Raw genomic sequence first — 18183 nt, forward strand, 5'->3', positions numbered from 1 at the left:
ACGGTCAGCGGGCCAGCAGCGCGGTTACCGCGTCTACCGCTTCCGAAAGCGTTTCATTGGAAACGGTTACCGTCTTTGCCGCTTTCGGCGCCGCCGCGTAAGACGCCGGCAGCTCGACAGCGGGATTGACCGGATACATCCACTGGGTCAGCGGAATCACCCGCTGGGCTTCTTCTGAAATCAGAAAATCTATGAACAGTTCCGCGCCGCTCTTATTCGGCGCACCTTTTACGATTGCGGCGGCTTCTATTTGGATCGGATGGCCTTCGTCGAACAGCACCGCTTGAAAACGCGCTCCTTCGCCGTATTCCACGTGATAGGCGGGGCTGGTCGTGTAACTTATGACCAGCGGCGCTTCGCCGGACGTAAACAGACCGTAACCGGTGCTCCATCCGGGCGCCATGGTCAGCACGTTCGGTTTCAGCGCTTTCCAATAATCAAGGTACGAATCGCCGAACACGGCGGCTGTCCAGGCTACGAACCCCAGACCGGGCGTACTGGTGCGCGGGTCCATCAGAATGATTTTTTTTGCATATTCCGGTTTCGTCAAATCCGCAAGCGACGTCGGAGCGGGAACGTTCGAGGCCGTATCGTAGATCATCGCGAAATAGCTCCAATCGTACGGAATTAAAAGCCAATCGTCGCTCAGGCGCAGTTCCGCCGGAACGGCCGTATCCGCGTGAGCGGGCTTGTACGGAACGAGCACCTCCGCTTTGCGCGCGGCCTGCACTTGATTGTTGTCGATTCCGATAACGACGTCGGCCTGCGGAGCTTTCTTTTCGAGCATCGCGCGGGACAAAATCTGGGCACCGTCGCCCGCATCGATCATCGTACATTTCAAACCGGTTTTCGCTTCAAACAGTTTGACGAGTTCCGGGCCGGGCCCCCACTCGCTGATAAACGAATCGTACGTATACACGACCACTTCGTGCTGACGGGCGGCATCGTCCCGGGCGCCGTTCGCAGCCAGGGACACAACGATAGAACATAAAAGGATAACGGTAAAAAGACGAGTCTTCATACTTCCTCCGCCGGTATTATCCGGATCAGGTTGCGGCAGCCGTGCAGCTGCCATACGGGTATAATCTCAGAGTATGCAGAGCCGAACGAACGTCCGGCCGGCGCGCATACACACCCCGGTGATGCACACATACTACAGTCTTTTGCGGATTTAGGCAAGAGCCGGCAGTTTTCGGCGCAACTTTTGCCGCAGCACTCCGCAACTTTTGCCGCAGCACTCCGCAACTTTTGCCGCAGCGTCCCGCGATATCGTTGAGACTTCTTGACATTTATATACCTATCGGTATATAAATAACATATGGCACACGAAAACAGTAAATATACGATCATGAAAGCGGCGCTTCGTCTTTTTATGGAAAAAGGATACGCAGGAACGGGCGTAACCGAGATCGTTCAGCGAGCGGGTATCACCAAACCGGTGCTGTACTATTTTTTCCGGAGCAAAGAAGGTTTGTTTGCGGCGATTCTCGAAACGTATTACACCGAGCTGCTCGGAAGAATCACCGACGCGGCCGCGTACGAGGCGCATCCGGCCGAATATGATCGGGACGTGTTTCCCGTACTTTGCGCAGTCGCTCAAGCGTATTTCGGATTCGCACAGGAGTATTCCGATTTTTATTTGCTCTCCCTGTCCATGACGTACGCCCATCCCGACGCGCAGATGACCGAGCGCATAAAAGAATACCAGATTCGGGAACGGCTCATATTGAAAAACATGTTCGCTTCCATGTCCGCGTATCACGGAAACATGAAGCGGAAAGAAGAATTGCTTGCAGTCAATTATCTTGCGCTGATACACTCGGCAGTCGGGTTATGGCATAACGGGCACTATCCGCTTGACCGGCAGCGCGCGGAGCAAACGGTAAAACTGTTCATGCACGGCATATTTTCATAAGGAGTGCTCATGCATTTTGAAGAATCCATCATATATCAGTTTTATCCGCTCGGCACGTGCGGTGCCTCCGAATACAACCGCTGGGACAATGCAAATACCTGGAACGGTGCGGCACGTCCCGATGAAAACAGGATCGGACGGCTTGCCGGCTGGATTCCGCACCTCAAAAAACTCGGCGTAACCGCCGTTTACTTTTCTCCGGTATTCCAATCCGATGCGCACGGATACGACACGCGCGATTATTACACGATAGACGGCAGGCTCGGCTCGAACGAAGATTTTGCCGCAGTCTGCCGATCGCTGCACGAACAGCATATCGCCGTCATTCTCGACGGCGTGTTCAACCACACCGGGCGCGGCTTTTGGGCGTTCCGCGACATTCAGCGGAACAAACGACGTTCGCCGTACGCCGATTGGTATACTATCGACTGGAACGGCAATTCACCGTTTAACGACGGCTTCGCTTACGAGGGGTGGGAAGGCTGTATGGATTTGGTGAAGCTGAATTTGCAGAATCCGGCAGTTATTGAGCACATCTTCGGTGCGATACGTAAATGGTCGGAGCTTTTCGGTATAGACGGTTTAAGACTGGACGTTGCGTACAGCCTCGATCCTTCTTTTTTGCGGAAGCTGAACCGATTCTGCAAAACGCTGCCGTCGATCTTCGGAGACGGGAGTTTCGCACTCATCGGCGAAACGATCCACAGCAGCGACTACGCACTGGTACGGAACGACGGATGCGACAGCTGTACCAATTACGAATTATATAAAGGTGTATACTCAAGTCTGAACGACGTAAATCTGTTTGAACTCGCCCATTCGCTGAACCGGCAATTCGGCAGCGACGGGGTGTTTCGGGATAAAAATTTGGTTACGTTCACCGACAATCACGACGTGTCACGGTTTGCCTCTATCATCAATGAAAAACGCCGGATTGCCGCAGGCTACGCGCTGCTGTTCACCATGCCGGGCATTCCGTGCCTGTATTACGGAAGCGAATGGGGTGTAACCGGCGACAAGAAAAACGGTGACCGCACGCTGCGCCCCGCCCTTTCTGTTCCGGAATGGAACGGGCTCACCGACTTGATTGCAAAACTGATCCGCATACGGCGGGCACACGCGGCGTTCACGTACGGTTCGTACCGAACCCTGTGTGTTACGAACGGGCAGCTTGTCTTTGAGCGGGTTCACGAGTGCCCGTTTTCCGGCAAAACGGAGCGCATCGTTACTGCTGTCAACATCACCGATACGGACGTGCCGCTTCCCGTAAAAAGCGGCAGTCCCGGCGCTCACGGTGTGTTTGAAGGGCTATACGGCACGTTCACCGACTTATCAACCGGCGCCCCGATACACGGCAGCGGTCCCGTACAGATTCCGGCATTCGGTTTTTTTATCCTGAAGCAGTCCTAAAACGTATCACGAGAAGAAACAGTGAAACCGGCCGCCCGTTCGCTGTCCGGCAGCAGTCCTAAAGCGCCGCTGTATAATAAAAAAACGGGACGCCGCAAAGGTGTGAACTTTTGCGGCGTCCCGTCGGTGTCTTTTACACAGTCAGCGAATGCATCAGCTCGCGTAAGTCGCGATAAACACACCCGCCGCGATTGCCGTACCGATAACACCGGCTACGTTCGGACCCATGGCGTGCATGAGCAGGAAGTTCGACGGATCGTATTCCATACCGACCTTGTTTGAAACGCGGGCGGCCATCGGAACTGCGGAAACACCGGCGGAACCGATGAGCGGATTGATTTTTTCTTTCAGGAACAGGTTCATCAGTTTTGCCATCATAACGCCGCCGGCGGTAGCGATAGCGAACGCGACCAATCCCAAAATGATGATACCGACCGCGTTCGGGTTCAGTATCTTATCGGGAGTCATCTGAGAACCGACGCCCAAAGACAACAGAATGGAAACGATGTTCAGCATTTCATTTTCCATCGTCTTCGACAACCGGTCCACGACGCCGCACTGTTTGACGAAGTTACCGAACGCAAGCATGCCGATAAGCGGCGCGGCGGTCGGAATGAACATAATCGAAAGCACGAGCAGCAGAATCGGGAACAACACCTTTTCCGTCTTGGAAACGTGGCGCAGCTGCTTCATCTTGATATGGCGTTCCTTGTCGGTCGTCAGCAGCTTCATGATCGGCGGCTGAATCATCGGCACGAGCGCCATGTACGAATACGCGGCGACGGCGATAACGGCCATCATGTGCGGAGCGAGCTTACCCGAAACGTAAATCGACGTCGGACCGTCGGCACCGCCGATGATCGCGATAGCACACGCTTCAAACATGTTGTAGTCGACGCCGGGAATCAGGTTCATCAGCGCGACGCCGAACAGCGTGATGAACACGCCCAGCTGGGCGGCTCCGCCGAGCAGCGCCGTTTTGGGATTCGCGAGCAGCGGTCCGAAGTCCGTCATCGCACCGATACCCATGAATATCAGCATCGGGAAGAATTCGTTTCCGACACCGGCGTCGTAGATTATCTTCAGCATACCGGAGTGTTCCGCGTACATGCCGCCGAACGGAATGTTTACGAACACCGTACCGAATCCGATCGGAATCAGGAGCAGCGGTTCAAAACCTTTCGCCGCGCCCAGATAAATGATGAGAAAACCGATCGCAATCAGCACGAGCCGCTGCCATCCGGGAACGGCAGTCGTTTTTGCAGGATCGACGAGATCCGGCACCTGCTCGACGCCGGTAGCGATAGCGTTCAAACCGGTATTTTCTACCGTATTCGACAAGAACTCGGAAACGGAAATGGAAGGTACGTTTTCGGAGCCCTTGATGATCGCCGTTCCCATCGTTCTGAACGAAGCGACTTCATCGTTGTTATTCGAGGCAAACGCAGTACTGAAGATTGACAACACCATGGCGATTCCCATGATAATCAGCGTCGCGTTCAATACTTGCTTTTTGCAGTTGTTCTTAGTGCCAAGCATAGTTATTCCTTTACTTATTTAATTTCGGCAAGCGGCTGACCGGCAGAAATCTGCGATCCGGCAGAGGCAAGGAAGTGTACGGTTCCGTTTGAGGCGGCCTTGACTTCCAGTTCCATTTTCATCGATTCGATCATGATGATCGTATCACCGGATTTGACGGCCGAACCTTCAGCAACAACATTTTTGAGCAGCGTTCCGGCAACCGGAGCCGCAATGACCGCGCCGGTACCGGACGGAGCCGCAGCGGGTGCGGGTGCTGCGGGAGCCGCAGCAGGCGCTGCCTGAACGGGAGCTGCAACGGGAGCGCCGCCGCCGATATTGGCGATGACCTGACCCGCGGCGATTTGAGAGCCGGGCTGAACGGCATACGTAATCGGGCCGTCAACGGTTGCTTTAACTTCCAGTTCCATCTTCATGGATTCGACCATGATAACGGTGTCGCCTTTTTTGACCATCGAACCGGCGGGAACGACGTGCTTGAGCAATGTTCCTGCAACCGGAGCGGTAATGGTTGCGCCGCCGGAAACGGCTGCGGCGGGAGCTGCGGACGCGGCAGCTGCGGCAGAGAACGCAACGTTGTACGCGGTACCGTTAACCGTAACGCTCATCGCGTCGCCCGCGGGGCCTGCGGTAACGTTGTACGAAGTACCGTTGACGTTTACCGTATAGGAACCGCCGTTCGACGATGCTGCGGAAGCGGCGGGTTTTACCGCGAAAGATTCGGATTTGACCGGACCGTTTGCGCGTTCTTTGAAGAATTTGGGAGCGACTTTCGGGAACATCGCGTAGGTCAGCGTGTCTTCTTCACTGCCGTCGCCGCCGTTAGTCTTCGATTCTTCAACCATTTTATCCCATTCCATCGGAATGAGGTCGGCCGGGCGGCAGGTAACGGGAGCGTCCATATTGTTCTGTTTGAGCGCTTCTTTCAGCAGATCCGCGTTGACGGCGGCGGGTGTTTTTCCGTATTTGCCGGTTACCAAATCGCGCGTTTCCTGCGTCAGTTTGGCGTAGCGGCCGAACAGGACGTTGAATACGGCCTGCGTACCGACAATCTGGCTGGTCGGCGTAACGAGCGGAATATAGCCGCAGTCTTTCTGCACGATCTGGATTTCTTTCAGTACGTCGTCGATTTTGTCCGACGCGCCCTGTTCTTTCAGCTGATTTTCGAGGTTTGAAAGCATACCGCCGGGAACCTGGGACGCAAGAATGCGCGTATCGGCGCCGAGGAAGCTCGATTCAAATTTTGCGTACTTTTTGCGCACGTCGCGGAAATAGGCGGCAATCTCAAGCAGCGTATTCAGGTCGAGACCGGTATCCAGTTCGGTACCTTTGAGCATTTCAACGACCGTTTCCGTCGGGCTATGGGAAGTTCCCATCGACATGGAAGAAATGGCCGTATCTAAAATATCCGCACCGGCTTCAGCCGCTTTGAGCAGCGTCGCAACGGAAAGACCGGTCGTCGCGTGCGTATGGATTTCAACGGGCAGATCGACTTTCGCTTTGATCGCCTTTACCAAATCGTACGCTTCGTACGGTTTGAGCAGACCGGACATATCTTTGATGCAGATCGAATCCGCACCGAAATCCGCATAGGACTTAGCCAGGTCGGCGTAGATTTCTTTCGTGTGGTACGGAGTGGTCGCGTATGAAATCGCCATTTGTACGTGTTTGCCCGTTTTTTTTGCAGCGTCGGTTGCACGCTTCAGGTTGCGCGGATCGTTGCACGCATCGAAAATGCGGAATACGCCGATACCGTTGCGGGCGGCCGCTTCGACGAATTTATCAACGACGTCATCCGCGTAATGGCGGTAACCGAGCAGGTTCTGTCCGCGCAGCAGCATCATGATCGGCGTATTGGGCAGCGCTTTGTGCAGTTTGCGCAGGCGTTCCCACGGATCTTCATTCAAAAAGCGGATGCAGGAATCGAACGTAGCGCCGCCCCATCCTTCCAAACTCCAATAACCGATTTTATCGAGTTTTTCGCAAATCGGAAGCATATCGGCAGTCGTCATGCGCGTCGCGTGAAGCGACTGATGCGCATCGCGCAGTACCAAATCAGAAATTTTAACTTTGTTAGCCATTTGTAGTTCTCCTCGTCTTAATTACTCTGCTTTTCACGCACGGCTGCGGCAATAGCCGCGATCACCGCATTGTCCTGTGATCTTCCGGCTGCAGCAGCAGGAGCCGCCGATTCCGCAACATCCTTATCAAGCTTCAATGCGTGAATGATCTTGTGAGCGACCGTCATGCAAATGATGAGAATAATAAGGAAGGAAAAAACGACACCCATTCCCAGCAAAGTCAGCGTAAGACTTTGACCGAGCATATCAACTATTGTCATATGTCCTCCAAAAAAATAACCTGTATATTATTTAAGTATATAAGAAAGAAATGTTTTATTCAAGATATGAATACGGAGCTAAAACGTTATTATATAAAAAAGCGGACGGTCTCCGTCATTCATCGGAAAACGGTCCGCAATTTTGTGCCGAACGCTCTTTTCAGAATAAATCGTTCATGCCGTAGAGCACGCCGGACGCGAGGGAACCGTTTTCGAGCGCCAGAGAAAGCCGCTCCAGCGCGTGCACCGCGCCGTACGCGAAACCTTCGCGGGAACGCGCGGTATGCGTCAGTTCTATCGTATCGGCGGCGGAATCGAAAAACACCGTATGCGTACCCGGCACCGAGCCGACCCGCGTACTCGACACGTGCAATTGCCCGGCCTGCGGTTTTTCGTGGAACGCGTCCGTTACGATCTCCGTTTTGTGCGGATCGGCTTTCATCACGCGGCGCGCTATTTCGAGCGCCGTTCCGGACGGACTGTCCGCCTTGCGGATATGATGCGCTTCCCAAATCGCCGTATCGTATTCGTCGAACCGGGAAAAAAGCCGGGCGGCTTCTTCCACGATCCGATAAAACAGATTCACGCCGACGGAGAAATTCGCCGACGTCATCAGCGTGCCGCCGCATTCTGCCGCCAGAGAACGGATCTCATCTTCCTGATCCGACCACCCGGTCGTTCCCACGACGAGCGGCAACTTGAGCGGCAGCAGCGCCGTAATATTGCCGACGACGGCGCTCGGATGCGAAAACTCGATAACGCCGTCCGCCCCGCTTTCCCGTACCGCGGCTGCAAGCGCGGCGCCGTTTCCGGCGGGAATCCGCACCGAAGCGTCGGCGGCGAACGGGTCAACCGTTAAAACGACTTCGTGTCCCGCTTTTTTAGCACAAGCTTCAATCATGTGCCCCATCTGACCGTATCCGACAAGCGCCATTTTCATTTCGCAGTATCTCCGTTTTTCCCGAAATACGCCGCGTGCAGCGTGCGTACCACCGTATCGGCTTCGGAATCGTCGCAAATCATGCTGATATTCACTTTTGAAGCCCCTTTGCTTATCATCTGCACGTTGATACGTTCACGGGCAAGAGCCGCGAACCCGTCGGCAATAATCGAACTGGCGCGGGCGGTGTCGCAGATAACCGTTACGATCGCCTTTCCCGTTTTGCATTCGGTCGCCGCCACTTTCTGCACGTCGGCAAGCAAGCCCGACAAATCCGCTTTCGTGTTCACGGTCAGGGAAACGGACACTTCGCTCGTCGCAATCACGTCGATGCTGATGTTCCACTTGAGAAACTGATTGAATATATGCGCCAAAAAGCCGGACGCGCCCAGCATACGGGTAGAAACGATATCTATCAGCGTTACGTGTTTAACTGCGGTAATCGCCCGGACGGCGGCCACCGGCCCTGCGTGATTTTCTACGATGATCGAGCCGGGCGAAGTCATATTATACGAATTTTTAACGCGGACGGGCGTTCCCGACTTGCGGCACGGCATCATTGAACGCGGATGCAGCACCTGCGCGCCGAAATACGCCAATTCGGCCGCTTCTTCATACGTTACTTCAGGAACCGGATGCGCGTCTGAAACTACGCGCGGATCGGCCGTTAAAATGCCGTCGACGTCTTTCCAAGTCTGCACTTCTTCGGCAGCCATCGCGGCGCCGATCACGGTCGCCGTCAGATCGCTGCCGCCGCGGCCGAGCGTCGTAATATAGCCGGACGGATCTTTGGCAATGAAGCCGGTTACCACGGGAATTTCGGAAACGGAGCCGTTCCTGTATCCGTTCAGCGCGGCGGGAATGGTCTGCCACACGTCGTCGAGCAGTTCGGCAGCCATAAAATTGGAATCGGAAACGATGCCGACGTCCCAGGCGTCGTAAAAACGGGCGGGAAGGCCTATGGTATTCAAATACGCCGCCGCCATACGCACGGAAAGCCGTTCGCCGAACGACACCAAATAATCGCGGGTACGTTTGGTCAATTCGCGCAGCATTGAAATGCCGGTAAGTACCATTTTCAACTCGCCGAGCAGCGCCGCCGCATCCGTAAACGGAATTTCCAATGCTTCAGCCGTATCCTTGTGAAGCTTTTCGATACGGCTGATGTCGACTTTTCCCGTTACCGCAAGATCCGCCGCTTCAAGCAAATGGTCCGTCGTATCTCCCATTGCGGAAAGGACGACGACAGGTTTTTTGTCGGCATATGTCTTTATGATAGACGCAACGTGCCGTATCCGTTCTGCATCGGCAACGGACGATCCGCCGAATTTCATTACAATCATGCGCGTATTGTAGCAAAATAAGGCACCCGTTGCAATATACAACGGGTGCGGACGGGTACGTGCACGGCGGACGCTCCGCGCGGTAAAACGTTACAGCTTATACCGTCCCGTTGAAATAGTATGGCCGTCGCTGTAAACGTCGAACCAGATTTCCTTGTTTCCGCTCAAATCGAGCGCACTGTAAAACTCGGACAGATTCGTTACCTTTTTGCCGTTTACCGCAGTAACGACGTCGCCGTTCTGAAGACGCAGCGCGGCGGCCGGAGATTTCGCCATCAAATTGGTTACGACGACACCCTCCACGTTCTTTTCGATTTTAAGCTGCTCACGCAGCGAATCGTCTATCGGATACGCGATAAAACCGGGCCACAGCTTCGTGTTGTTTGAAGCGATTTCGTTATCACGACCTTCGATCTTGACTTTAAGCTGCATTTCCTTGCCGCCGCGCAGGACCGTGAACTGGGCGGTTTCACCCACGTTCAAGTCGCCTACTTCGCGCACGAGCTGATCGACGGTTTTAACGTCCTTACCGTTCAAGTTTATGACGAAGTCGCCGGCCTGCATTCCGGCTTTCTGCGCCGGAGAACCGATGAACACCTGGGAGGCGAACGCGCCGTTCCGTTTTCCGACGCCGAGCGATTCTTTATACGTATCGGTGATTTCCACGAGCGACACGCCGATCCAGCCGTACGTCACTTTTCCCGAATCGATAAAATCGTCGATCGCCTTTTTCACGTTGTTGATCGGAATGGCAAAGCCCAATCCCTGCGAGCCGCCGGACTGAGAGGCGATCCAGGTATTGATGCCGATAACTTCACCGTAGATGTTCACCAGCGCGCCGCCGGAATTGCCCTGATTGATCGCGGCGTCGGTTTGAATGAAATCGCTGATATTGCCGATACCGTTGCCGGAACGGCCGGTCGCACTGATAATTCCCTGCGTAACCGACGAATAATAGCCGAGCGGAGTTCCCATTGCAAAACAGATGTCGCCGGGCTGCACCGTGTCTGAATCGCCGAGAACCGCAACGGCAATGTCGCCGTCTTTCGTTTCAAAGGAAACGAGCGCGATGTCTTTGCGTTCGTCGGCGCCGACCAATTTACCGGAAAAACTGCGGCCGTCGTTCAGCTTTACCGATATTTCGTTCGCCGAGCCTGCAACGTGATTGTTCGTCAGAACGTAATACGTGTCGCCGGTTTTGCGGACGATCACGCCGGAACCGAGTCCGGACTGTTCGTATTCGCGCGTTTCACCGTCGGATCCGTCCTGCGGTCCGAAAAAGAAATTGAACGGGAAACCGTCGAACGACGGCGTCTGCACGGTCTTTTTTTCAACGACGTCAATTTCAACGATACTCGGCAGCACACCGGAGGAAATTGCCCGGAATACGCTTTGTACGGCTTCCGTAACGGCGAGTGCGTCGGACGGAATCGAAACCGCGGAACCCGTATCGGCAAAAGCGGTGTTTGCCGATTTTGCAGAATCGGATGAGTTACATGAAAAAGAAAACAGTACGAATGAAACCAGAACCGCAGCGGCGGCCCCCGCAACGTACTTTGACCATCCTTTCATAAGATAAACCTCCAAACAATATGCAACTGCAGTTGAAATGATTGCACTCTCTCTTACATAAAATAATACAATCTGTTATATAATACAAATTCAGAGAAAGGTTCGTTACAGCAGTCGGTATGAAAAATCTGTTATATTTAACCGCGCAGCGTCAAAATTTCCGTATGATCGCGGAATACGGCGACCGTATGCTCTTCATGAGCGGAAACTTTGCCGTCCGCGCTCAGCACGGTCCAGCCGTCGTCGGCAAGTTCGACGTCCGCGCAGCCGAGGTTTATCATCGGTTCGATCGCGAGCACCATTCCCGGCTGGATACGGGGATTCGGGCCGCGCGACACGACGTTCGGAATGGACGGATCTTCGTGCACGTCGAGTCCGACGCCGTGCCCGCAGTATTCGTACACGACGCCGTAACCGGCGGCGTCGGCTACGGCGAACACCGCTTTCGATATGTCGCTGATGCGGTTGCCGGCCTTACACGCGGCGATCCCCGCGGCGAGACATTCGCGCGTTACTTCAACCAGCCGGCGGTACTCGGGTTTTACGTTTCCGACCATCACGGTAACCGCCGAATCGCTTATATATCCGTCCAAATCTATTCCCACGTCGAGCGACACCAAATCGCCGTCGTGAATTTTCCGTTTACGGGACGGAATACCGTGAATAACTTCATCGTTTATCGAAATACACGCCGCACCCGGAAAATCTTCACGGTACCAGGCGGGAGTACCGCCGTGCCGCGTGATAAATTCAGCGCACAAATCGTCCACGTCCTTCGTAGAGATGCCGGCGGCAACCTGCGGAATAACGGACGTATACATATCGGCCAGCAGACGGCAGGATTTGCGGATTCCCGCAATCTGAACGTCGTTTTTCAAACGGATCATATCAATACCTCACTTCCATATCGTTCACACTGAAACGGCTGTGCAGCACGGACGGAATTTTGACCGCACGGTCGAGTTTAACGGCTTCTTCCAAACAGATGCGGGCGGTATACGCGTCGTCCATGCGGATATACGCACCGGCCATTTTAACCAAAAGCGCGGCGTCGTCGCTGCTGCCCAAATCGAGTTCAAGCGCACGCTCCCACGCGTCGAGCGCCAGTTCGTCGGAAACCGCCCCTTCCAGTTTGTTCAGCAGTACACTGCGCGCGAGCAGCACCACTTCCGGAAAAAAATGCTTGAAATATGAAAAACGGTATTCCATCTCGACGATCTGTATCAAAAGCACCGCCGCGTCGTAATATTGTGCGCGCATGACCAATTCTTCACATAAAATAAAACCGAAATCCATAAAATCTTCGCGCGTCAGCCACTTTGCAAGTGAAAAATCCGCGTGTTCACTTGACATCCGCACGAATTCGGCGACGGCGTCGTCTTCGCGCAAGTGCAGCAAATCGAACAATATCAGTTTAGCGCGGCTTTCTTCATCCGGCCGGGCCGAAAGCCATTCACGGTAATCGAACGAATGTTCGCTGCGGAACGGATTCGCCGCCCTGCGGTGCGTGAACGACGAGTCGAAAATGGAACGCTGATGTGCGTCCGACAGTATTTCATACGCCCGCACGAGCCGGCGGAATTCTTCCGTTACCGATTCGGAAGACCGGGACGTGTCAGGATGCAGTTCTTTCGCTTTCTTGCGGTACGCGCGTTTTATTTCCGACGCGGAAGCCGAAGGCAGCACTCCGAGTATTTTATAGAAATCTTCCAAATTAATTACCGGAAAAGCTGGTATCAGCCGATTTTTTTGCCGACGTACGCAGCGTGATCGGCATTTTCAATAACGTCGAAGTAATCGATGACCATGCCTTCTTTTTCCATGGCGCGCATCAGATTTCGGCTCGTTTTCTGCGCCGAAAGACCCGATTTTACGACCAAAGCGCAGCCTTTTTTGCCGCTTACCGAACCGCTGTTTTCAAGCACCTCGGAAACTTTCGCAGATATTTTTCCGCCGATGATTCCCGTGCACGGGCAGACGACGGCGACGTATTCGTACGGCGTGATGCGGAACGAATCCGTATCGCGCGTACCGCTTACGACGTCTACCTGATGACCGTTTTTTGACGCCGCGTCGCTCAGTTTTTTCAAAATAGAAGAATGCTTTCCGTTTTCCGCAGAAAGGAAATGCAGTAATACCACTCTCATCTTACGCTCCTCAACTAGGCAAGTTTATACAGCTGTTCTATCATTTTTTCACGGACGACGAGTACGGAACAATGCGCGTTCGTAATAATCGCGAAGTTTGAGCTGGAAACGGCGTCGTGCTTTTCAATCGGAGCCGAATTCATATCGGACTTGTAACCGCCCAGCAAAATCAGGTTGGCTTTCATTTCATCCGCAGCCATAATGACTTCCGACCAGACCGCTCCCGTGCGCAGTTCCGTTTCGATTCTGACGCCTTTCGCTTTTCCCAAATTCGCAATATATTCCAAATACCGATTGCCGTCGGAACGCAGATTATCTTCGTACATGCGCCCCTCGTCCTGAACGAAAAACTTACCCAACGTAAGCTGTTTGATAGTGGCCGTGTCGACGACGTATACCGCTTTCAAATTACAGCGGTACAGTTTTGCCATAAGAATACCGTACTGAGCCGCATGTATGGAAGCTTCAGAACCGTTTATTACGATAATAACATTCTGAAAAAGCGGTTTTATCATTCTCTATCTCCTATTGCTGCGCCTGCCGCGCTTTTAAGGCTTTCAGGACGAACACGTTTTCGCGCTCGCGTTCTTCAAGAACGCCTTCGATATAGGTTTTCGTTTCCCTCGTCTGCGGAATGACCATTTTATCGAGCGCGTTTACGCGGCGCTGCGTTTTACGGACTTCGGTGGCAAGCCGCCATACGATGGTACGGATGGAAGCCATTTCGGTAAGCAGTCTGAGCAGTTCAAAAAAATCCACCATAACTTTATCCAAATCGGCGAACGATCCCAAAAACGAATAGAACAGTTCACGCGAAGGCAATTCAACGTTTATCGAGGAAAACCCCATACCTGCAATTGTAACAGGTTTTTCCGTAATTGTAAAATCATATTTTACCGCGTGCGAAATCCGTTCGACGCGGTCGCCGCCGACGGCCATCAGCATGTTTTTGAGCGCAGGATATGCGGACTGAATCGTCTTATCGATGTCGCGTTCAAGCAGCTTGACTTTTTCGACCATGCGCATCAATTCCATAACGAGAATCTCGCGTTTCTGTTCGAGCAGGTCGTACCCGTCTTCCGAAACGGCGAGCTGCTCTTTAACCATGAGCAGGTTCGATTTTGTCGGTGCGATATTCAGCTTGGCCATACGGACGCCCTCTACGCTTCAGCAGGAACGGCGGCGGCCTTTCCCAGATATTTGTCGATCATTTCAGGCTTGATGCGGTACAAGTCGCCGCGCGGCAAAAGCGCCAGCATTTTCCAGCCGATATCGAGTGTCTGTTCGATAGAACGGTTTTCAAACTCGTTCTGCGTCAAAAATTCGTTCTCAAAACGTTCGCCGAACTTCAGATACTGCTTGTCGGTATCGGACAATTCTTCTTCGCCGATAATGGCCGCCAAGTTTCGGATGCTCTTCACTTTGGAATACGCGGCGAACAGCTGACTTGAAACGTCTTTGTGATCCTCGCGCGTCATACCTTCACCGATACCGTCTTTCATCAGGCGCGACAAACTCGGCAGCCCCGCAACCGGCGGATACATACCTTTCTGCGACATTTCACGGTCGAGAACGATTTGTCCTTCCGTAATGTAACCGGTCAAGTCGGGAATCGGATGCGAAATATCGTCGTTCGGCATCGTCAGAATCGGAATCTGCGTGATCGAACCTTTGGAACCTTTGATTTTTCCGGCCCGTTCGTACAATTCGGCCAAGTCGGAATACAGATATCCCGGATACCCTTTGCGGCCGGGCACTTCGCCGCGCGTAGTGGATATTTCACGGAGCGCTTCGCAGTAGTTCGTCATATCGGTCAGCACGACCAGAACGTGCATACCTTTTTCATACGCAAGATATTCGGCGGCAGTCAGCGCGCAGCGCGGCGTAATGATACGCTCGATAGACGGCGCGTCGGCCAGCGACTGGAACATGACGACGCGCGACAGAACGCCGGATTCCTCGAACGTATTGATAAAAAACTGCGCGACGTCGTATTTGATGCCCATTCCGGCGAACACCATAACGAACTGTTCGTCCGCGTTCAGGATTTTCGCCTGACGGATAATCTGGGCTGCCAGACGGTTGTGCGGCAGGCCGTTTCCGGAAAAAATCGGCAGTTTCTGACCGCGGATCAGCGTGTTCATACCGTCTATGGAGCTGACGCCCGTTTGAATGAAGTCGCGCGGATAGACGCGCGCATACGGGTTGATCGGGTTTCCGTTAACGTTGATTTTCTTTGAAGACACGATATCGGGATACCCGTCGATCGGCTTGCCCAATCCGTTGAAAATACGGCCGAGCAGACCTTCGCCGACGCGCAGTTCCATCGGCGTATCCAGGAATTCCACGCGAGTCTGATCGAGGTCGATTCCGGTCGTAGAACCGAAAATCTGAACCACCGCGTATTCTTCCGAAATATCTATAACGCGGCCGGTCCGTTTGTCTCCGCTGCGGCTGCGGACGGCGACGATTTCACCGTAAAACACGTTTTCGCTGCGGCGGACAATGATAATAGGACCGTCGACCGACCGTACGCCTTTATATTCTACACCTCTCATGCGGTTGCCACCTTTCGATACATTCTTTCAACGTTTCCCAACTGTTCGTCGAGATGACTTTCAATTACTGAAATCATATCGAGTTTATCGTTCGGAACGGACGTTTTGATACGGACGATCTCTTCGCGAACCGGCAGCGACGTTACTTTTATAAGCGGAGCGCCGGCTTTTACCGCCGCGAGCGATTTCCGGTAATACGTCATCATCAGCTGTAAAATCAATATCTGTTTTTCCGGAACCGAGTACACGTCGATTTCGTCGAATGCGTTCTGCTGGAGAAAACCGTTTTTGATCATTTCGGCAACCGTCAGGATGAGCCGTTCGCTGTCAGGCAGCGCGTCGGGACCGATCAGGCGCACGATCTGCTGCAACCGCTGTTCGCGCTTGAGCAATTCGAGCGCTTCAAGGCGGATGCTCGCCCAGCGCGGATCGAGTTTGTCCCACCAGGCTTTCACTTCTTCGGCATACTCGGAATACGACTCTATCCAGCCGATAGCCGGATAATGGCGCGCATTGGCCAGCTCACGGTCGAGCGCCCAAAAGCAGCGAATAAACCGCTTCGTGTGCTGGGTAACCGGTTCAGAAAAGTCGCCGCCGGGCGGAGAAACCGCACCGATAACGGAAACGGACCCTTCTTTGCCGCACAGCGAATTGACGCGGCCGGCGCGTTCGTAAAACTCGGCGAGCCGGGTCGGCAGATACGCGGGAAACCCTTCTTCCGCGGGCATTTCTTCCATACGGCCGGAAAGTTCGCGCAGCGCTTCCGCCCAGCGGCTCGTGGAGTCCGCCATGATCGCGACGGCCATGCCCATGTCGCGGTAATATTCGGCGAGCGTGATGCCCGAATACAGCGAAACTTCGCGCGCTGCAACCGGCATGTTCGACGTATTTGCAATCAAAATAGTGCGTTCCATCAGCGAACGCCCGGTGCGCGGGTCGATCAAAGACGGGAATTCGGTGAGAACGTCGGTCATTTCGTTGCCGCGCTCGCCGCAGCCGATGTACACGATCAAATCGGCGTCGCACCATTTGGCAACGGCGTGCTGGGTCATCGTTTTACCCGTACCGAATCCGCCGGGAATCGCCGCCGTGCCGCCTTTGGAAAGCGGAAAAAACACGTCGATAACGCGCTGCCCGGTAACCAGCGGTTCGGTTACCGTCATTTTTTGCGCGTACGGGCGCGGTTTCCGCACCGGCCAGTACTGGGAAAAATATATTTTTTCACCGAGTTCGGTCTGAGCCGCTTCATCGTCGACGGTATATTCGCCCGCCGGAACGATCGATTTCAAAACCCGTCCGCGGACGGTCGGCGGCACCATTATGCGGTGCGTAATCGACGACGTTTCCTTGACCGTTCCCAGCACCATACCCGGAGCGATCGCGGCGCCCGCGGCGAGTACCGGCTCGAATTTCCATTTTTTGTGCGTATCGAGCGGTTCGGTCCGCTGACCGGGCAGCAAAAATGCGCCGCCTTCGCTGAACATGGCGGCAAGCGGACGCTGTATACCGTCGTAAATGGTGCCGACCAAGCCCGGTCCCAAACGGACGGAAAGCGGGCGCTGATTGCAGACGACTTTCTCACCGACATGCATACCGGTGTCGTCTTCATATACCTGAATGGTCGCGACGCCCTCTTTCTGGCGGATAATTTCACCGATCAGTTTCGCTTCACCGACGTCGACCACATCGTACAAACCGCAGCCTTCAAGTCCCTGCGCGTATACGATGGGACCTGAAATACGGGTTATTTTACCTTCTATCATTGGGGAAGCCTCCCGCAAAACAACGTTTCGGCAAGTTCAAAACTATGCGTATCAAGAATTTCCTCAACAAGTTCGTTGAGCGTTACCCGGCACCGGATCGTTTTATCTTCGGTTTCCAAAACGATACCTTCGTGAATCTCCAGTCCGGCGACCGAATCGAGCGCGGTTTCTTCAAACGGAACCGCCTTACAGCCGAGAATTGCATCCGTTCCGAATTCAGCCGCGAGCAGCGTACGCGCGGCGGCTTCTTTCATCCCGAAAACGGAAGCGTTCAAACGCGTGCCGGCGACCACCGGCTTAAAACGTTTGAGCAGTTTTCCGATCAAATACAGCCGTTTATCCTCGGATAAATTCCGCAAATACGCGTTGATCGCGGAAACGACGGATTTACCTTCAAAAGATACCAGAAAACGTTCTTTTTCAAGCGGAACGGATGAATCGGCATCCTTTCTGACTGCGGCGAGTTTGTCCGCGTACACAGTCTTTTTTTCCTGTGTTACCGCGGCAATACGGACTGCAACGTCATCAAGTATCTTTTGACACTCGGCGTCGGTATTCGCGAGGATACGCTCGGCCTTTTTGCGGGCGTCTTCGTGTATCTCTTTATCGAGGATTTCTGTAGAACGCAATTCTTCCATAAAAACTACACCTTTAT

Annotated in this window: 17 protein-coding genes; 2 read left to right on the top strand and 15 right to left on the bottom strand. The window is 53.8% G+C overall.

What is annotated here, in order from left to right; all coding sequences use genetic code 11:
• Positions 1–4: 4 nt before the first annotated feature.
• Positions 5–1021, bottom strand: a complete 1017-nt coding sequence (locus TREBR_RS08655) for a thiamine ABC transporter substrate-binding protein (protein ID WP_013758810.1) — start codon at positions 1019–1021, stop codon at positions 5–7.
• A gap of 297 nt (positions 1022–1318) precedes the next feature.
• On the opposite strand from TREBR_RS08655, the gene TREBR_RS13730 reads away from it, so the two are divergent.
• Both TREBR_RS13730 and TREBR_RS08670 read left to right on the top strand, forming a co-directional pair.
• Positions 1319–1915, top strand: coding sequence for a TetR/AcrR family transcriptional regulator (locus TREBR_RS13730; RefSeq protein WP_013758811.1), 597 nt, complete (start codon positions 1319–1321; stop codon positions 1913–1915).
• A gap of 9 nt (positions 1916–1924) precedes the next feature.
• Entirely contained in the window at positions 1925–3325 is a 1401-nt protein-coding gene (locus TREBR_RS08670; protein ID WP_013758812.1) for an alpha-amylase family glycosyl hydrolase, read from the top strand.
• Positions 3326–3478: 153 nt separating this feature from the next.
• Here TREBR_RS08670 and TREBR_RS08675 read toward each other — a convergent pair whose 3' ends face one another.
• The 14 genes from TREBR_RS08675 to TREBR_RS08740 form a co-directional block, all read right to left on the bottom strand.
• Complete coding sequence (locus TREBR_RS08675) at positions 3479–4864, bottom strand: sodium ion-translocating decarboxylase subunit beta (RefSeq protein WP_013758813.1); 1386 nt, start codon at positions 4862–4864, stop codon at positions 3479–3481.
• Positions 4865–4878: 14 nt separating this feature from the next.
• On the bottom strand, positions 4879–6945 hold the full coding sequence (gene oadA / locus TREBR_RS08680; RefSeq protein ID WP_013758814.1) for a sodium-extruding oxaloacetate decarboxylase subunit alpha: 2067 nt from the start codon (positions 6943–6945) through the stop codon (positions 4879–4881).
• Positions 6946–6962: 17 nt separating this feature from the next.
• Positions 6963–7205: an OadG family protein gene (locus TREBR_RS08685; RefSeq protein ID WP_013758815.1), complete on the bottom strand. Its 243-nt coding sequence runs from the start codon at positions 7203–7205 to the stop codon at positions 6963–6965.
• Between the two features lie 160 nt (positions 7206–7365).
• Complete coding sequence (gene dapB / locus TREBR_RS08690) at positions 7366–8145, bottom strand: 4-hydroxy-tetrahydrodipicolinate reductase (RefSeq protein ID WP_013758816.1); 780 nt, start codon at positions 8143–8145, stop codon at positions 7366–7368.
• Complete coding sequence (locus TREBR_RS08695; protein ID WP_013758817.1) at positions 8142–9488, bottom strand: aspartate kinase; 1347 nt, start codon at positions 9486–9488, stop codon at positions 8142–8144. Before TREBR_RS08695 ends, dapB begins: the two co-directional genes overlap by 4 nt.
• A gap of 90 nt (positions 9489–9578) precedes the next feature.
• Entirely contained in the window at positions 9579–11060 is a 1482-nt protein-coding gene (locus tag TREBR_RS08700; protein WP_013758818.1) for a Do family serine endopeptidase, read from the bottom strand.
• 137 nt (positions 11061–11197) lie between these two features.
• Positions 11198–11947, bottom strand: a complete 750-nt coding sequence (gene map / locus TREBR_RS08705; protein WP_013758819.1) for a type I methionyl aminopeptidase — start codon at positions 11945–11947, stop codon at positions 11198–11200.
• A gap of 1 nt (position 11948) precedes the next feature.
• Positions 11949–12773 carry a J domain-containing protein gene (locus tag TREBR_RS08710; RefSeq protein WP_013758820.1) on the bottom strand — a complete coding sequence of 275 codons (825 nt, stop codon included), beginning with the start codon at positions 12771–12773 and terminating at the stop codon, positions 11949–11951.
• Positions 12774–12796: 23 nt separating this feature from the next.
• The gene (locus TREBR_RS08715) at positions 12797–13207 is read right to left on the bottom strand and encodes a hypothetical protein (protein ID WP_013758821.1); all 411 of its coding nucleotides are present in this window, start codon (positions 13205–13207) and stop codon (positions 12797–12799) included.
• A gap of 14 nt (positions 13208–13221) precedes the next feature.
• Entirely contained in the window at positions 13222–13722 is a 501-nt protein-coding gene (locus TREBR_RS08720) for a universal stress protein (protein WP_013758822.1), read from the bottom strand.
• Positions 13723–13732: 10 nt separating this feature from the next.
• Complete coding sequence (locus TREBR_RS08725; protein ID WP_013758823.1) at positions 13733–14356, bottom strand: V-type ATP synthase subunit D; 624 nt, start codon at positions 14354–14356, stop codon at positions 13733–13735.
• 11 nt (positions 14357–14367) lie between these two features.
• Complete coding sequence (locus TREBR_RS08730) at positions 14368–15765, bottom strand: V-type ATP synthase subunit B (protein ID WP_013758824.1); 1398 nt, start codon at positions 15763–15765, stop codon at positions 14368–14370.
• Positions 15762–17528 carry a V-type ATP synthase subunit A gene (locus TREBR_RS08735; protein WP_013758825.1) on the bottom strand — a complete coding sequence of 589 codons (1767 nt, stop codon included), beginning with the start codon at positions 17526–17528 and terminating at the stop codon, positions 15762–15764. The genes TREBR_RS08730 and TREBR_RS08735 overlap by 4 nt, the downstream gene beginning before the upstream one ends.
• The gene (locus TREBR_RS08740) at positions 17525–18166 is read right to left on the bottom strand and encodes a V-type ATP synthase subunit E family protein (protein WP_013758826.1); all 642 of its coding nucleotides are present in this window, start codon (positions 18164–18166) and stop codon (positions 17525–17527) included. Before TREBR_RS08740 ends, TREBR_RS08735 begins: the two co-directional genes overlap by 4 nt.
• Positions 18167–18183 lie beyond the last annotated feature (17 nt).

The organism is Treponema brennaborense DSM 12168, assembly GCF_000212415.1.
GTDB classification, from domain to species: domain Bacteria; phylum Spirochaetota; class Spirochaetia; order Treponematales; family Treponemataceae; genus Treponema_F; species Treponema_F brennaborense.

What these genes read in the sequence shown, in the direction of transcription:
- TREBR_RS08725 (WP_013758823.1), bottom strand. Translation starts at nt 14,356, where the DNA reads ATGGCCAAGCTGAATATCGCACCGACAAAATCGAACCTGCTCATGGTT.
- TREBR_RS08655 (WP_013758810.1), bottom strand. Translation starts at nt 1,021, where the DNA reads ATGAAGACTCGTCTTTTTACCGTTATCCTTTTATGTTCTATCGTTGTG.
- TREBR_RS08720 (WP_013758822.1), bottom strand. Translation starts at nt 13,722, where the DNA reads ATGATAAAACCGCTTTTTCAGAATGTTATTATCGTAATAAACGGTTCT.
- TREBR_RS08695 (WP_013758817.1), bottom strand. Translation starts at nt 9,488, where the DNA reads ATGATTGTAATGAAATTCGGCGGATCGTCCGTTGCCGATGCAGAACGG.
- dapB (WP_013758816.1), bottom strand. Translation starts at nt 8,145, where the DNA reads ATGAAAATGGCGCTTGTCGGATACGGTCAGATGGGGCACATGATTGAA.
- TREBR_RS08715 (WP_013758821.1), bottom strand. Translation starts at nt 13,207, where the DNA reads ATGAGAGTGGTATTACTGCATTTCCTTTCTGCGGAAAACGGAAAGCAT.
- TREBR_RS08675 (WP_013758813.1), bottom strand. Translation starts at nt 4,864, where the DNA reads ATGCTTGGCACTAAGAACAACTGCAAAAAGCAAGTATTGAACGCGACG.
- TREBR_RS08700 (WP_013758818.1), bottom strand. Translation starts at nt 11,060, where the DNA reads ATGAAAGGATGGTCAAAGTACGTTGCGGGGGCCGCCGCTGCGGTTCTG.
- oadA (WP_013758814.1), bottom strand. Translation starts at nt 6,945, where the DNA reads ATGGCTAACAAAGTTAAAATTTCTGATTTGGTACTGCGCGATGCGCAT.
- TREBR_RS08730 (WP_013758824.1), bottom strand. Translation starts at nt 15,765, where the DNA reads ATGAGAGGTGTAGAATATAAAGGCGTACGGTCGGTCGACGGTCCTATT.
- TREBR_RS08735 (WP_013758825.1), bottom strand. Translation starts at nt 17,528, where the DNA reads ATGATAGAAGGTAAAATAACCCGTATTTCAGGTCCCATCGTATACGCG.
- TREBR_RS08670 (WP_013758812.1), top strand. Translation starts at nt 1,925, where the DNA reads ATGCATTTTGAAGAATCCATCATATATCAGTTTTATCCGCTCGGCACG.
- TREBR_RS08740 (WP_013758826.1), bottom strand. Translation starts at nt 18,166, where the DNA reads ATGGAAGAATTGCGTTCTACAGAAATCCTCGATAAAGAGATACACGAA.
- map (WP_013758819.1), bottom strand. Translation starts at nt 11,947, where the DNA reads ATGATCCGTTTGAAAAACGACGTTCAGATTGCGGGAATCCGCAAATCC.
- TREBR_RS08685 (WP_013758815.1), bottom strand. Translation starts at nt 7,205, where the DNA reads ATGACAATAGTTGATATGCTCGGTCAAAGTCTTACGCTGACTTTGCTG.
- TREBR_RS13730 (WP_013758811.1), top strand. Translation starts at nt 1,319, where the DNA reads ATGGCACACGAAAACAGTAAATATACGATCATGAAAGCGGCGCTTCGT.